Here is a 14,158-nt window from a genome sequence, read left to right as displayed (position 1 = left end):
TTGCGCCATCAGATCTCGGGTTGGCCCGCTTCGAGGAACCGGCCACGGCCGGCCGTCGGTTCCAGGTATTCGCCATTGCGCACGATCATTTCGCCGCGCGAGAAGGTGGTCATCGGCCAGCCGGTCACCTCGATGCCCTCGTACGGCGTGTAGTCCACGGCGTGGTGCAGGTTGCTATTGGCGATGCGCACCTGGCGCGCCGGATCCCACAGCACGATATCGGCATCGGCGCCAATCGCGATGGTGCCCTTGCGCGGATAGAGCCCGTACAGCTTGGCTGGCCGGTACGCCGTCAGTTCGACGAACTGGTGCAGGGACAGCTTGCCGCGCGCCACGCCATCGAACAGCAGCGGCAGGCGGGTCTCAATGCCTGGCACGCCGTTGGGGATGTGGTCGAACGGTTGCGCCGTCCCGCCGAGCTTCTTGCCCTCGGGATCGTCGTAGTTGAACGGGGCGTGGTCGGACGAGAACACGCTGAACACGCCGTTGGCCAGCGCGCGCCACACGGCGGCCTGGTTCTCCGGGTCGCGCGGCGGCGGGCTGCACACGCACTTGGCGCCTTCGTAGCCGTCGTCGCCGGGCAGGCCCATGTCTTCGGCGGTCAGGTACAGGTATTGCGGGCAGGTCTCGGCGAGGATCTTCATGCCACGGCCCTGCGCCCAGCGGATCTGCTCGATGGCTTCCTTGCCGGACACGTGCACGATCAGGATCGGCACATCGACCAGTTCCGCGAACGAGATCGCGCGATGCGTGGCTTCCCGCTCCACCACGGCGGGGCGCGCCAGCCCGTGGAAGCGCGGCGCGATGCGGCCTTCTCCCACCAGCTTGTCGGTCAGCCACGAGATGCAATCGGCATTCTCGGCATGCACCATCACCAGCGCCTTGTTCTGGCGGGCCACGTCCAGCACTTCCAGCATTTCGCGGTCCGACAGCTTCAGGTCGTCGTAGGTCATGTAGACCTTGAACGAGCTGTAGCCCTGGCGGATCAGCGCCGGCAGCTCGTCCTGCAGCACGGCGGGCGTCGGGTCCGCCACGATCAGGTGGAAGGCGTAGTCGATCACCGCGCGGCCCTCGGCGCGGCGATGGTAGTCGGCCACCGCCGCACGCAGCGAATGGCCCTTCTCCTGCGCGGCGAACGGGATCACCGTGGTGGTGCCGCCGCACACCGCCGCGCGCGTGCCGGTGAAGAAATCGTCGGCCATGCGCATGCCTTCCGGCATGGGCTGGTCCAGGTGGCAATGGCCGTCGACGCCGCCGGGCAAGGCCAGCAGGCCCGTGGCGTCGACTTCCGTTGCGGCGGCGGGCAGGTCGTGCCCGAGCGCCACGATGCGGCCGTGGCGCACGCCGATGTCACAGCGGAAGCGGTCCGAAGCGGTGACCACGTCGGCATTGCGGATCACGAGGTCAAGAATGTTGTCTGCAGGCATGGTCATCCCTCCGTTACGCGTCCTTCATTACTCGACTTCGCGGAACAGCCGGCCCCAGCCCTTGAGGGCGCGGGTGTCCACGCCGGCCAGGCGCAGCGACTTCCACACGACCGTGGAGATCGTGTCGTAGAGCGGGATGCCCGTCTCGGCTTCCAGTTCCTCCGCCAGATGGGCGGCGTGCAGGTTGGTGCAGAACGTGGAGATGGCCTGCACGTTCTCCTTCGCCAGCGCGCGCACCATCGTGCGGATGGTGTCTTCCTCGACCTCGGCGAAGCTGTAGTTCACGTGGAGGTCCAGGTGGCGCTCCGCCGAGCAGTCGATGCCGCTGCGCTGGTAGTTGGCGATGATGCGCTGCTGCACGTCATCGAGATAGGGCGTGGCCAGGCCGAAGCGACGCGCGCCGGTCTTCTCGAGGATCTCGTTCAGGGCCAGGACCGAAGTGGTGGCGGGAATGCCGGTAGCTTCGGTGATCTGCTTGCACAGCGCCTGGTCACGGTCGAAGCCGAGCCAGCCGGACGACGTGCCGTTCCACGCAATCACGTCGACACGGGCATCGGCCAGCAGGCGGGCCGCCGCGAGGATCTTCTCCAGGTCGAACTGACCCAGCGCCTGGTCACGCAACGAAATCTCGGTGACAGTGAAGCGCGAGAAATGCGCGCTGACGTTGGGCAAGCCGCTGACCATCGCGCTGGTAATAGGCTCCAGCGCGGTGTTGGAAGACGGCGTCAGCATGCCAAGGCGAATCTGTTTGCTCATGGTTGGTTCTCAGGAGTTTGCGGGCACCGTCTGGGAGCGGCGCCTCTGCGGGTTGTATTGGTTTTATTGTTCGGGCTTGTCGTTGAAGGCGAGCTGCGTGCCGGGCACGCCCTGGCTGGTACGCGCCAGCTCCAGTTCCCGCTTCAACGCGGCTTGTCGCGCGGCGTCCGGCTTGACGGTGTTGCCGGCCTGCAGCGCGGGAAGCACGTAGTCGTTAACCATCTGGCGATAGAGGTCCAGGTACTTCGCATCGCGCAGGCCGCCCTGCGTCGACATGATGCTGTTCATGACGATCACCGCGTTCTGCTTGGGCAGCACCGTGATGAACTGCCCCTTGTAGCCCATCGCGCTGAACTCGCGCTCGCTCTTGACGATGTTGTTGACCCAGCAGTAGTAGCCGTAGTCCCCGGCGGGGCCGGACGGCGTGGTCATCTGGGCCACCCACGATGCGGGCACGATCTGCTGGCCGTTCCAGCGGCCCTGGTTCAGCATCAGCATGCCGAGCCGGGCCATGTCGAGCGAGCGCAGGCGCAGCCCCCAGCCACCGGACACCGCGCCTTTGCCGTCGGCACCGTCCCAGCGGTAGTGCGACATCCCCAGCGGCTTGAACAGGCGCTGCGCGGCGTACTGCTGCTCCGGCATGCCCGTGACCTGGCTGATCGTGGCGCCGACCAGCACCGGGTTGACGTCGATGTAGTCGAACTCCGTGCCGGGCCTGGCGCGCACACTGGCCGAGGCGGCCACCTTGAGGCGGTCCGGCACGCCGTAGTACAGCGTGTCGGTGCCCTCCACCAGCTTGTACGACAGCCCGCTCGACATCGACATCAGGTGCCGGAGCTGGATCTGCTGCTTGTCCGCCAGTGACGGGGCCAGGTCGGGGCGCGCGGCGGCCAGCCTGGGGCCCGGCGCGTCGCTCGCGCTGAGCTTGCCGTCGCCGACCAGCGTGCCCACCAGCAGCGCGCTGATGAACTTGGTGACGGAGTAAAGCTCGTGGTTGTAGTCCCGCGAGAGGCCGTCGCCGTAGCGCTCGAACACAATCTTGCCGTCCTTGATGACGAGCAGGCTGCGCACGTCGAGCTTGTCGCGCCGGATCCATTCGGACAAGGCGACGAGCCGCGTGGAATCCACGCCGACCGACTCGGGCTGTGCCGTGGGAATGCCTTCGACGGTGGCAGTGGCGGTGCCGGCCATGGCCGGCTGGGCCAGCAAGGCGCCAGCGGCCAGCAGCGCCGCCACGACAGGGTGGAATCGTTGCATGATGGTCTCCTCCAGCCGATGCCCGTCAGACCGGGATCTTCTTTTCGTAGTCGATAGCCGTGGACGACAGCAGCAGGCCCACGCCGGCGGCGGCAAAGAACATCAGCGCCAGGAAGTACGAGCCGGTGAACTGCACGATCATGCCGACGATGATCGGCACGCAGATGCCGCCGATATTGCCACCGAGGTTCATCACGCCGCCCAGGAAGCCGATCTTGTCACGGGTACCCAGGATCGACGGGATGCACCAGAACAGGCCGCACCAGCGCAGGAAGAACAGCGTGGAGGACAGCAGGGCCACGACCACGGTGGCGTTGGTGACATAGGCCACGGAGAAGATCGACACGGTGGCGACCACGGCGGCGATGCCGAACAGCGTACGCATCACCACGTTGGGGCGGCCGCCGGCCTCCTTCCACTTGTCCGCGATCCAGCCGCCGATCAGTTCGCCGACGAAGCCGCTGAAGAAAATGATGAAGCTGGCACCGCCCATCGCCTTGATGTCGAACCCGTGCACCTTGTTCAGGTAGTTGGGCATCCACGTCAGCAGGCCGTAGAACACGGTGTTGAAGCACATCCAGCCGATGGCCATGCACCAGACCGAGCGGTACTTGAAGAAATCGAGCGAGCGGCCCGACAGGTTGGCCGGCTCGGCGCGATGCTCGCTGGCCTGGGCTTCCTCGATATAGCGGGCCTCGAGTTCGTTGACGCCCGGGTGCTGGCGCGGGGAATTGCGGATGTACCACCAGGCCACGGCGCCGGCGATGACGGTGCCCACGCCGGCGACGACGAAGGCCAGGCGCCAGGAGTCGAGCGCGGCAATCAGCCAGGTGATGATGATGGCGCCCAGCGCGGCACCGAGCGGCGCGCCGCCATCAAGCAGCGTGGCACCACGGCCGCGTTCGTTCTGCGTCATCCAGATGGCGTTGAGCTTGCCGCCGGCCGGATAGATCGGCGCCTCGGCGGCACCGAGGCCCAGGCGGGTCAGCAGCAACGTCGTGGCGCTGGTGCACACGGCGGCCATGGCCTGGAACGCGCCCCAGAACACGGTGGCGCAGGCAATCACGATGCGCGGCTTGTACTTGTCCGCCAGCATGCCGCCCGGCACCTGCATCAGGGCGTAAGTCCAGAAGAACGAACTGAGGATCAGGCCCTGCATGGTGGGGCTGAGGTCAAACTCCTTCGCGATCAGCGGCATGGCCACGGACAACGACGCGCGGTCGATGTAGTTGATCGCGATCAGGAACAGCATCATCAGGAAGATCTTCCAGCGGACGGTGCTGCGCGGGGCCGGCATGGTGGCGGCGGCCTGGCTCGTGGATGGCATGACGGGGGTCTCCTTGCTCCTTGGTGCTGCGTTGTCGAGGCGTTTCTAATCCGGGTGTCGCGCAACTGTGACGGAGTATAGGATACGTAATCTGTAATTACAACGCGTGTAAGTCATTGATTTATATGCATAGGGTAAGCACCAATTCCGGGTGTGATACGCTTCGCTTCAGTGCAATTTCCCCATTCTGGTGATGTCCGTGACACAAGCGCTGCCCAAAACTGCCCGACTCCGCACACTTGGCATGTCCGCCGAAATCGCGGCGCGGCTGCGCACGATGATTCAGGAGGGCGAGCTGCCGCCCGGGGTCCGCATGGACGAGAAAGCGTTCTGCGAAGCGTTCGACGTGTCGAAGACGCCCCTGCGTGAGGCGCTGAAGGTGCTGGTGTCCGAAGGGCTGGTGCTGCATCGCCAATACATCGGCTATCGCGTGGCGCCGCTGGACCTCGAGGAACTGCGCGAAACCTTTGAAACCCTGCACGGGCTGGAAGCCCACGCCGGGGGACTGGTGGCGCGGCGCATGAGCGATGCGGCGCTGGCGAAGATCGAGCGCAAGCACCAGTCCATGATCGACGCGCATGCGGCCGGCCGGCGCACGGATTACTTCCGCATCAACCAGGAAATCCACCAACTGATCGTCGATAGCGCGGACAACGCCGTGCTGTCCGGCATCTACGCCACGCTGATGAGCAAGGTGCATCGCGCCCGGGGCGCGGCCAACACCGAAATGCTGCGCTGGCAGGAATCGCACGAGGAACACGAGGCCATCATGGCCGCCCTGCGCGAAGCGGGCCGCCCACGCCTGCCGCAGATCCTGCGCGAGCATTCCGAAAATACCGCGAAGGAAGTCCTGCGGGTACTCGAGCAGACCCTGGCCGAACCTGCCGCACGGGTGGCCGGCGCCTCGCGCTAGCGCCTCGACGATCCAGTGCTACTGCGGCAACGGCCGCACGGTGATTGCCACGGTGAGCACGCGCTGGTAAGCCGGCGCGGCAGGCTTCACCGCACCTGCAGGCGGTCCAGCCGCAGCCGGTGCCGGGCGTCGGTCAGCCGCCACGCGGCCAGCCAGGCGGCCAGCACCACCGCCAGCAGGCTGCCGCCGGCCAGCAGGAACATCAGCAGGATCTGGTAGCGTGCGGCGTCGATCGGGTCCATCCCCGCGAGGATCTGGCCGGTCATGATGCCGGGCAGCGTGATGATGCCGGCCGCCGCCATGGTGTTCACGGTCGGCAGCAACCCGCTGCGCACGGCCTGGCGAAGGATGGGGCGCAGGGCCGTGTGGCGGTCGTCGCCCAGTGCCAGCCGCGCGTCGATGGCCTGGCGCTGGTGCCAGGCGGCCGTGAAGGTGGCCTGCAGCGTCAGGCTGGCGGCATTCATCGCATTCCCGAGGATGATGCCGGCCAGCGGGATGGCGTGGCGGGCGTCGTACCACGGTGAAGGCCGCAGCGCCGTGACCAGCGCCAGCACCGTGATGACCAGCGTGGGCACGCTCACCGTGGCCAGCCCGATGATGAACTGCCAGCGCGCATCGAAGCGGCGCTCCTGCCGGCTGCCGGCCTCGCGCGCGGCGGCCAGGATCATGGCCAGCACCACCAGCAGCGTCACCCACGGCGACGACAGCTCAAATACCGCCCGCAGGATCAACCCCACCAGCATCAGCTGCACCACCATGCGCACCGCCGCCCACAGCAGGGTGCGATGGATGTGCAGGGACATCGCCAGCGACAGCGCGGCGCCCGCCACGATCAGCAGGCTGGCGAGCACCAGATCGCCCGTGGTCAACAGGATCGGACTCATGGGGACACGGCCTCCAGCCCGTTCTGGCACAGCCGGAACTGCGCATTGCGCAGCCGGGCCGCCTGTTCCTCGTTATGGGAGACCACCAGGAGGCCGATGCCTTCGGTCATCACCCGCTTCAGCACCGCTTCCACGGCGAGCGTGGTATCGCGGTCCAGCGCGGACGTGGGCTCATCGAGCAGCAGGAAGCGCGGCCGGCGCATGACAGCCCGCAGCAACGCCAGGCGTTGCCGCTCGCCGGTGGAGAGATGGCTGACGGGGGCCGCGAGGATGTCCGCGCGCAGGCAAAGATGCCGGGCCAGTTGGTCGAGCCGGGGGTCGATCGCGTCCTCTTCGCCGAAATGGGCGCGCACATCGTCGGCCCACCAGCCCGACTCGGCGGCCACATAGATGACCTCGCGCCGCCAGGCCGGCCCGCTCAGGGCCTCGCGCGACAGATTGCCGAGCCGCACGTCGCCGTCATTGGGGTCGAGGTCGGCAATCATGCGCAGCAAAAGGCTCTTGCCGCTACCGGACGCGCCAGACAGCACCGTGCATTTGCCCGGCGGCACGTCGAAGGTATAGGGACCCCGGCCATGGCCGGTCAGGTTGTGGATATGAAGATGACCGTCCATCGGGCGCACGGGTGAGCGTCGGCACAGTTGTGGGGACCACAGCCTACCGCGATTTCCTTAAGCGCAGATTATCGGTCCGCGCGGTCTTGCTCTCATCGCCCACCCGCCCTTTTTGTTGGTCAGTCGACGGTGATGTGGTTGGTGCGGATCACGTTGCCCCAGACCGAGACATCGTCGCGCACGGTCTGCGCGAACTGCTCCGGCGTCTTGACCGGCGGCATCGCCATATTCAGCAGCAGGAAGCGCTCGCGCATGGCCGGGCTGGTCAGGATCCGGTTCACCTCCGCGTTCAGCCGCTGCACGATGGCGGCGCTGGTGCCCGCCGGCGCGAACATGCCGTACCAGCTATTCGTCTCGAATGGATAGCCCTGCTCGGTCATGGTCCGCACCTCGGGCGTGGCCGGCCCGCGCCGGGTGCCGCTGATGGCCAGCGCGCGCAGCTTGCCGGCACGGATCAGCGGCACCGACGAGGAGGTATCGACAAAGGCCACCCGCACGATGCCACCCTGCATGTCGTTCAGGATCTGCGGCACGGTCTTGTACGGCACATGCCGGAGGCGGATGCCCGTCTGCATCTTCAGGGCCTCCATGGTCAGGTGGCCGCCGGAGCCGATGCCCCACGACGCGTAGTCGTAGGCGTCCGGCCGCGAGCGCACGTGCTCGACGAAGGACTTCAGGTCGCGCGCCGGGAAGTCCGGCGTTACCGCCAGGAAGTTGCCGCCGCCGCCGACCTGCACCACGGGGATCAGGTCGCGCAGCCCGTCATACGGCATCTTCGGCTGCAGGGTCTGGTTGATGACCACCGTCGCCGCGTAGGTGAACAGCAGCGTATGGCCGTCCGGCGCGGCCTTGGCCACGATGTCATTGCCGATGATGCCGGTGGCGCCGGGCTTGTTGTCGATCACGAAGGACTGGCCGAGGACCTTGCCGAGTTGGTCGGCGATAGGCCGGGCGAACAGGTCCGGACCGCTGCCGGCGGACCCCGGCACCACCAGCCGCACCGGGCGGGACGGCCACGGGTTGGCGGCACGGGTCGCTCGGATCGGATTCACGGCGGCGGCGAGCCCAAGCATCGCCATCGACTTCAGCAGCCTGCGGCGCCCGGCGTCTGTGTCGTCGTCATCGGGAAGGGAAAGGAGTCGTGTCATCGCCATCCCTCAATGCATGCCGAAGTTGTCATCCACAGCCGTCGCGCCCGCCTCCAGCACCGTGGCCGCAGCCACGTACAGGCTGCGCGACACGTAGCTCTGCACCTGTTTGGCCCGTGCGCGCAGCCATTCCGCCTTGAGCTGGCGCGCCTCGACCACGTGCGGCGCATCGCCGGGCGCCAGCGCCAGCAGGTCGATCACATGCAGCGCCAGTTGCAGGTCGCCATGCGCGGCCAGCGCCTGGGCATGCCGTACCACCGCGCCATGGTTGTCGATGGCCGCCGCGATCTCGCTGGCCACCTGCTGCGGCGGGGCTGGATGCAGCGTGGTGGCGTTGCGGTCCCACCAGCCATTTTCGGAGCGATAGATATCGCGGGCGATATAGCTCGGGTCGCCGTAGGTCGGCCGCATCCACGGCTGCTCGAACAGGTCCGGCGGCGGCCGCAGCGCGGCCAGCATCTCCCGCTCGTTGCAGCCGGCGTTCATCAGGCGGACCACTTCCTGGCGCATCCAGCGCAAGGCCCGCGCCGTGTGCAGCAGCACGTGCTGGCAGATGTCCTCCCCTTCCAGCGTGGCGCCGAACTCGCGCACCACGGTCTGCGGGCGCAGGCCGGCCAGCCGCTCCAGCGTCTCGGCCCAGCGCACGGTGTCGCGCATGGTGCGGAACGGGGTGCCGATATTGGGAATGGAATCGATGATGGCCGGGCCGCCATAGAGCAGCCGCCGGCCGGGCAGCCAGACCGCCACGGCGTCGTCGGTCTCGGAGGGTGCCCAAAGAATCTCCGCGCGCTGTTCGCCATGGCCCACGGTCATGCCGTCCCGGAACGTCTCGGACGGCGTGGTATGCCGCAGCTTGCCAGCGAGTGCCCCGGCGCGATGCCGGAACTGGATCTCGGCCATGCGCTCCTGCAGCCGCTGCGTTTCGCGGTAGCGGCTCTGGCGCGCCAGCACGTTCACATGGGCCAGCACACGCGGGGCCGGTTCGCCGCGCTGCGCGGCATGGTCGATCCACTGCTGCACGCCGGCGTTGTAGCCGAGGTGGCCGTGGCTGTAGCAGAGCGCGATCACCGGCAGTTCGGTCTGCGTGCGCAGCGCCTCGATCATGCCGGCCGTCACGGACCCGCCGGGGCCGCTGTCCACCACCAGCAGGCCGTCGCCGACGTCAGCGACGAAGGTCTGGCCCTGTCCATGCAGCAGCCAGACACCCTCGGCAATGCGGTCGATCCCCTTGCCGGTGATCAGTGCGGCCGGACGATCCTCGATCTCGTTCATGGCATCCCTTCCAGTTTGGCGAAGGGATATTCACGCGCAGACGGCGCACTATCGTCAGTGGGGAAAGTCCCCGGCCGGCACGGCGCGCAGCCTGCGGCGCCAGCGCCGGGGCGCCCTGGCGGTGGATCGGAAATTTTCGCTGTGAACCGCCGGTTATCACCTGCGTGGCGCAGGGAGTTCCCGGCGCGCGGTGGCTGCGCTAGCCAGCCGCCATCGGGGCGATCGGGGCGATCGGGGCCGGGGTGGCGCGGGCCGCAGGTGCCGGGTGCGGCACCTGTCGCCGCAGCGGGCTGTCCGGCATCTTGCTCATGTAATGCACCTCGCGGCGCAGCAGGGTGGCGAACTGCTCCGCCACCGGCGTCATCGGCGAATCGGCGCGGTAGATCAGGCTGACCGCATGGCTCGGCAGCGGGTCTTCGATCGGCAACGCCACCAGACCAGCCGTGGCCAGGCGCCCCGGCACCAGTTGGCGCGGCAGCAGGCACAGCAGCGAGCGGTCCTGCAGCAGCGTCTGGATCATGCCGATGGTGTCGCAGCGCACCGCCACGCGGGGCAGCGGCAGGTCGAGCGCGCGGAAGGCGTCCAGGATCGCCGCGCCCGGGCCCTGCATGCGCCGACCGGTCAGCACCCAGTCGGAATTGACCAGCTCGCGCAACGTCCGCGCATGGCGCAGCGGATGCTCCTGATGCGCCACCACCACCGAATCGTTGTGGTACAGCGTCTCGCAGACAAATTCGCGTTCGATGCCTTCATCGGGAATCGGGCTCACCGCCATGTCCATCACGCCGGCGCGCAGGTCGGCCAGATGCTCGGGATAAACGCCGCTGTCGATGCAGACCTGCACGTCCGGATGCTGGGTGCGGAAGCGCTTCAGCACCGCCGGCAGCAGCAGGTTGGCCGGCCCGCCCGTGGCGCCGATGCGCACCGTGCCGTTGCGCGTGCCCAGCATCTGGGTCATCTCGTCCGTGGCCTTGCGCGCCTCGGTGGCGATCAGGCGCGCCCGGCGCAGGAACGCATCGCCAAAGCGGGACAGCACCACGCCGCGCGTGGTGCGCGTCAGAAGTGGCACGTGCAGCTCTTCCTCGAGCTGCCGGATGCTCTTGGTGATGGCCGGCGCCGACACGTCGCGCACCTTGGCGCCAGCGCGAATGCTGCCGCTTTCCGCCACGGCAATGAAATCCTGCAATTGGCTCAGACGCATGACTCGCCTCCTCCCGAAAGACCGTGTGATAACGCCCTGCTCCGCGAGCATAGCGGGATTTGCGGGCATCAGTGATAACCCGAGGTGCTAACCGTGGGTTCACACACCGCGTGTTGCGGAGGCTATTGGCATTGCAATGCGTGGCCCATCATCCCCTTCCATCGATGCCCCGCATCGTCATGAAACGAGAGATCGATGGCAATTCCAGAAGACCTGCCCCTGGCAGGCATCCGCGTGGCCGAGTTCGGCCAGTTCATTGCCGCCCCCGGCGCCGCGATGATGCTGGCCGACCTGGGCGCCGATGTGATCAAGGTGGAACCGCTGCGCGGAGACAGCGCGCGGCGCTTCGACGGCACCAGCTCGCAAAGCCCGATGTTCCTGGCCTACAACCGTGGCAAGCGCGGCATGGCGCTGGACCTGCGCCAGCCGGCCGGCGCGGAAGCCGCCCGCCGGCTCGCCTTCTCTTGCGACGTGGTCCTGCACAACGCGCGGCCGGGGACGATGGAATCGATCGGCCTCGACGCCGCCACGCTGCGCACCGCGAAACCGGCGCTGATCCATGCCTCCGTCACCGGCTTTGGCACGCGCGGTCCGTCGCGCCTGCGGCCCGGGCTCGACATCGCGGCCCAAGCCGAAAGCGGCATGATGTCGGTGACAGGCGAAGCGGGCGGCCAGCCCCTGAAGGCCGGCTTCGCCCTGATCGACGCCGCCACGGCGCTCGCCACCTCGAACGCCATCCTCGCCGCGCTGTTCCGGCGCCTGCGCACCGGCCAGGGCGAAACCATCGAGACCTCGCTGCTGACCGTGGGCATCCAGCTCCAGGCGCAACTCTGGTCCGAATACCAGTGCTCGGGCGCCCTGCCGGTGCGCAGCGGCAACAGCCAGCCGAAGGCGGCGCCGGCGGCGGATGTTATCGCCGTGGCCGATGGCCATATCGTGCTGTCGGCCTATCTCGACGAACACTGGGCGCGGCTGTGCGATGCCATCGGACAACCCGCGCTGGCCCGGGACCCGCGCTTCGCGAGCAACCCGCTGCGGGTGAAAAACCGCCCTGCCCTGCTGGACGTGCTGCACGCCGCCCTGCGCGGCTACACCGGTGAACAAGCGCGCGCGCTGCTGGAACGCCATCAGGTGGTGGTGGGCGTGGTGCGCGACTACCAGCAGGTGGAACGCAGCGCCGATGTGCTGGCTAGCGGCCTGCTGATGCGCGTCGGCGACGGCCTCGGCGGCGAGATCGCCCTCCCGGGCCTGCCCTTCACGATGGCCAGCCTGCCTCCCGCCGCCACGCCCGCCGTGCCGCGGCTGGGCGAGCACACCGCAGCGGTGCTGCGCGAACTCGGCTATGACGACGTCGCGATCCGCACGATGGCGCAGGCACGCGCCATCGCCATTGAATCGCTCGACACCACGGAGGCCAGCGCATGACAGCCGACACCCCCATCCTGATCGACCGGCACGAGGGCTGGGCCGAGATCACGCTGAACCGGCCGGAAACCCGCAACGCCATCGACATGGCCACCGCCGAAGCGCTCGGCGAGGCCATCGAAACGCTCGAACGCGAGCCCGGCTTGCGGGCGGTGGTGCTGCGCGGCGCCAATGGCGCGTTCTGCTCCGGCCTCGACTTGAAAGCGTTGCAGGCCCATCCGGCCGGCATGAACGGCTTCGCAGCACGCTGGGACCGCGTGCATGGCGGCCTGATGCGCAGCCGCAAGGCGTGGATCGTGGCGCTCGAACGGCACGCGGTGAACGGCGGCGCCGCGCTGGCGCTGGCTGGCGATCTGCTCGTCTGCGGGGAGCGCGCATTCCTGCAGATCGCGGAGGTGCGCATCGGCATGAATGCGCCGCGCAATATCGCGTGGCTGGCCCTGCGGCACAGCGAGGCCGTGGCGGCCCGGCTGTGCCTGCTGGGCGAGCGCGTGCCGGCCAGCGACCTGCTGCGGCTGGGCATCGCGACGGAAGTCATTGCCGACGCGGACGTCGTCGCTCGCGCCCAGACCTTGGCCACCACGATTGCCGGCTTCCCCGCCGAAGCGGTGGCCGCCATCAAGGGCAGCCTGCGCGCCGCCAGCACGCGCCGACCGCCAGCCGAATGGTTCGATGCCTGCGCCGACAAGGAGACCCCTCATGGCTGAGTTCGAAGCACTGCGTCACGAGGTCCGCGCCTTCGTGGCGGAAGCCCTGCCGCCGCCCGTGCGCGAGAAAGTGCGCCTCGGGCTGGAAGTCAGCAAGGACGAGATGATCGACTGGCAGCGCCGGCTGGCCGCGCGCGGCTGGCTCGCGCCCCACTGGCCCCAAGCCTGGCAAGGGGCTGACTGGAGCGCCGCGCAGCGCGCCGTGCTGCAGGAAGAGCTGGTGCTGGCCCACGCGCCGGAGACGGGCGGTATCTCGATCGAAATGATCGGCCCAATCCTGATCCGCTACGGCACGCCCGCGCAGCAGCAGCATTTCCTGTCGCGCATCCTCAATCTCGAACACTGGTGGTGCCAGGGCTACTCGGAGCCGAATGCCGGCTCGGATCTCGCCTCGCTGGGCACCCGCGCGGTGCGCCGCACGCGCCCGGACGGCACCGAGGTCTACGTGGTCAACGGCAGCAAGATCTGGACGTCCTACGCCCAGTACGCGGACTGGATGTTCTGCCTCGTGCGCACCGACACCGAGGCGCGCGCCCAGCAGGGCATCAGCTTCCTGCTGATCGACATGCGCAGCCCCGGCGTCAGCGTACGGCCGCTGATCGGCATTCACGGCTGGCACCTGTTCAATCAGGTGTTTCTCGATGACGTGGAAGTGCCGGTGGACATGCGCGTCGGCGAGGAGAACGCGGGCTGGTCGATCGCCAAGTCCCTGCTGGAACATGAGCGGCTGAACCTCGCCCGCGTGGCCGAGAATCGCCGGCGGCTGGCCAAGGTGCGGGCGATTGGCGCCGAGGTGGAGGAAGCCGGCGAACCGCTGATGCGCCGCCCGTGGTTCGCGCGGCGGCTGCGGGAACTCGAAGTGCGGCTGGAAACGCTGGCCGCCACGGTGCTGCGCTTCCGGCGGCTCGAACGGGCCGGCGGCGCACTCGGCCCGGAGACCGGCATGCTCAAGCTGATCGGCAGCCGGCTGATCCAGGACATCGAGAACCTTGCGGTGGATGCGCTCGGCCCGGACACGCTGGCCTATGACCGCGCCGCGCACTTCGAACCGCCCGCCACGCAGCCGGATCGCTCGCAGTACGCGCCCGCCGCCTCGGCGCGCCGCTTCGTGACGCGTGGCTACACCATCGCCGGCGGATCGAGCGAGATTCAGCACGAATTGCTCGCCAAGCAGGTACTCGGACTCTGAGGGACGGCACCTCCACACGACATGACAGGACACTCAAG

At 68.1% G+C, this 14,158-nt stretch carries 13 protein-coding genes; 4 read left to right on the top strand and 9 right to left on the bottom strand.

Annotation, left to right across the window (positions count from 1 at the left end; all coding sequences use genetic code 11):
• Positions 1-8 precede the first annotated feature (8 nt).
• The 4 genes from hydA to BM115_RS18850 form a co-directional block, all read right to left on the bottom strand.
• Complete coding sequence (gene hydA / locus BM115_RS18865) at positions 9-1,427, bottom strand: dihydropyrimidinase (protein WP_092297468.1); 1,419 nt, start codon at positions 1,425-1,427, stop codon at positions 9-11.
• A 27-nt stretch (positions 1,428-1,454) separates the two neighbouring features.
• Positions 1,455-2,183: a maleate cis-trans isomerase family protein gene (locus BM115_RS18860; protein ID WP_092297385.1), complete on the bottom strand. Its 729-nt coding sequence runs from the start codon at positions 2,181-2,183 to the stop codon at positions 1,455-1,457.
• A 63-nt stretch (positions 2,184-2,246) separates the two neighbouring features.
• Positions 2,247-3,440: a serine hydrolase domain-containing protein gene (locus BM115_RS18855; protein WP_092297382.1), complete on the bottom strand. Its 1,194-nt coding sequence runs from the start codon at positions 3,438-3,440 to the stop codon at positions 2,247-2,249.
• 25 nt (positions 3,441-3,465) lie between these two features.
• Complete coding sequence (locus tag BM115_RS18850) at positions 3,466-4,767, bottom strand: MFS transporter (RefSeq protein ID WP_092297379.1); 1,302 nt, start codon at positions 4,765-4,767, stop codon at positions 3,466-3,468.
• A 193-nt stretch (positions 4,768-4,960) separates the two neighbouring features.
• On the opposite strand from BM115_RS18850, the gene BM115_RS18845 reads away from it, so the two are divergent.
• On the top strand, positions 4,961-5,680 hold the full coding sequence (locus BM115_RS18845) for a GntR family transcriptional regulator (protein WP_092297376.1): 720 nt from the start codon (positions 4,961-4,963) through the stop codon (positions 5,678-5,680).
• An 86-nt stretch (positions 5,681-5,766) separates the two neighbouring features.
• Here BM115_RS18845 and fetB read toward each other — a convergent pair whose 3' ends face one another.
• The 5 genes from fetB to BM115_RS18820 form a co-directional block, all read right to left on the bottom strand.
• Positions 5,767-6,564: an ABC transporter permease gene (gene fetB, locus BM115_RS18840; protein ID WP_092297373.1), complete on the bottom strand. Its 798-nt coding sequence runs from the start codon at positions 6,562-6,564 to the stop codon at positions 5,767-5,769.
• Positions 6,561-7,178, bottom strand: coding sequence for an ABC transporter ATP-binding protein (locus tag BM115_RS18835; RefSeq protein WP_092297370.1), 618 nt, complete (start codon positions 7,176-7,178; stop codon positions 6,561-6,563). Before BM115_RS18835 ends, fetB begins: the two co-directional genes overlap by 4 nt.
• A 119-nt stretch (positions 7,179-7,297) precedes the next feature.
• Positions 7,298-8,326, bottom strand: a complete 1,029-nt coding sequence (locus tag BM115_RS18830; RefSeq protein ID WP_092297465.1) for a Bug family tripartite tricarboxylate transporter substrate binding protein — start codon at positions 8,324-8,326, stop codon at positions 7,298-7,300.
• Positions 8,327-8,335: 9 nt separating this feature from the next.
• Positions 8,336-9,598, bottom strand: coding sequence for an alkyl sulfatase dimerization domain-containing protein (locus tag BM115_RS18825; protein ID WP_092297367.1), 1,263 nt, complete (start codon positions 9,596-9,598; stop codon positions 8,336-8,338).
• Positions 9,599-9,797: 199 nt separating this feature from the next.
• Complete coding sequence (locus BM115_RS18820) at positions 9,798-10,799, bottom strand: LysR family transcriptional regulator (RefSeq protein ID WP_255370897.1); 1,002 nt, start codon at positions 10,797-10,799, stop codon at positions 9,798-9,800.
• Between the two features lie 195 nt (positions 10,800-10,994).
• Between BM115_RS18820 and BM115_RS18815 the strand changes: the two genes are divergently transcribed.
• From BM115_RS18815 to BM115_RS18805, 3 genes are read left to right on the top strand one after another with little or no spacing between them, the layout of a single operon-like run.
• On the top strand, positions 10,995-12,224 hold the full coding sequence (locus BM115_RS18815) for a CaiB/BaiF CoA transferase family protein (protein WP_092297364.1): 1,230 nt from the start codon (positions 10,995-10,997) through the stop codon (positions 12,222-12,224).
• Positions 12,221-12,931: an enoyl-CoA hydratase/isomerase family protein gene (locus tag BM115_RS18810; RefSeq protein WP_092297361.1), complete on the top strand. Its 711-nt coding sequence runs from the start codon at positions 12,221-12,223 to the stop codon at positions 12,929-12,931. The genes BM115_RS18815 and BM115_RS18810 overlap by 4 nt, the downstream gene beginning before the upstream one ends.
• Positions 12,924-14,120, top strand: coding sequence for an acyl-CoA dehydrogenase family protein (locus tag BM115_RS18805; protein ID WP_255370896.1), 1,197 nt, complete (start codon positions 12,924-12,926; stop codon positions 14,118-14,120). Before BM115_RS18810 ends, BM115_RS18805 begins: the two co-directional genes overlap by 8 nt.
• Positions 14,121-14,158 lie beyond the last annotated feature (38 nt).

Source organism: Cupriavidus sp. OV096, from assembly GCF_900115455.1.
Lineage (GTDB): Bacteria > Pseudomonadota > Gammaproteobacteria > Burkholderiales > Burkholderiaceae > Cupriavidus.
This window is presented reverse-complemented; position numbering and strand designations above follow the sequence as displayed.

What these genes read in the sequence shown, in the direction of transcription:
- hydA (WP_092297468.1), bottom strand. Translation starts at nt 1,427, where the DNA reads ATGCCTGCAGACAACATTCTTGACCTCGTGATCCGCAATGCCGACGTG.
- BM115_RS18860 (WP_092297385.1), bottom strand. Translation starts at nt 2,183, where the DNA reads ATGAGCAAACAGATTCGCCTTGGCATGCTGACGCCGTCTTCCAACACC.
- BM115_RS18855 (WP_092297382.1), bottom strand. Translation starts at nt 3,440, where the DNA reads ATGCAACGATTCCACCCTGTCGTGGCGGCGCTGCTGGCCGCTGGCGCC.
- BM115_RS18850 (WP_092297379.1), bottom strand. Translation starts at nt 4,767, where the DNA reads ATGCCATCCACGAGCCAGGCCGCCGCCACCATGCCGGCCCCGCGCAGC.
- BM115_RS18845 (WP_092297376.1), top strand. Translation starts at nt 4,961, where the DNA reads ATGTCCGTGACACAAGCGCTGCCCAAAACTGCCCGACTCCGCACACTT.
- fetB (WP_092297373.1), bottom strand. Translation starts at nt 6,564, where the DNA reads ATGAGTCCGATCCTGTTGACCACGGGCGATCTGGTGCTCGCCAGCCTG.
- BM115_RS18835 (WP_092297370.1), bottom strand. Translation starts at nt 7,178, where the DNA reads ATGGACGGTCATCTTCATATCCACAACCTGACCGGCCATGGCCGGGGT.
- BM115_RS18830 (WP_092297465.1), bottom strand. Translation starts at nt 8,326, where the DNA reads ATGACACGACTCCTTTCCCTTCCCGATGACGACGACACAGACGCCGGG.
- BM115_RS18825 (WP_092297367.1), bottom strand. Translation starts at nt 9,598, where the DNA reads ATGAACGAGATCGAGGATCGTCCGGCCGCACTGATCACCGGCAAGGGG.
- BM115_RS18820 (WP_255370897.1), bottom strand. Translation starts at nt 10,799, where the DNA reads ATGCGTCTGAGCCAATTGCAGGATTTCATTGCCGTGGCGGAAAGCGGC.
- BM115_RS18815 (WP_092297364.1), top strand. Translation starts at nt 10,995, where the DNA reads ATGGCAATTCCAGAAGACCTGCCCCTGGCAGGCATCCGCGTGGCCGAG.
- BM115_RS18810 (WP_092297361.1), top strand. Translation starts at nt 12,221, where the DNA reads ATGACAGCCGACACCCCCATCCTGATCGACCGGCACGAGGGCTGGGCC.
- BM115_RS18805 (WP_255370896.1), top strand. Translation starts at nt 12,924, where the DNA reads ATGGCTGAGTTCGAAGCACTGCGTCACGAGGTCCGCGCCTTCGTGGCG.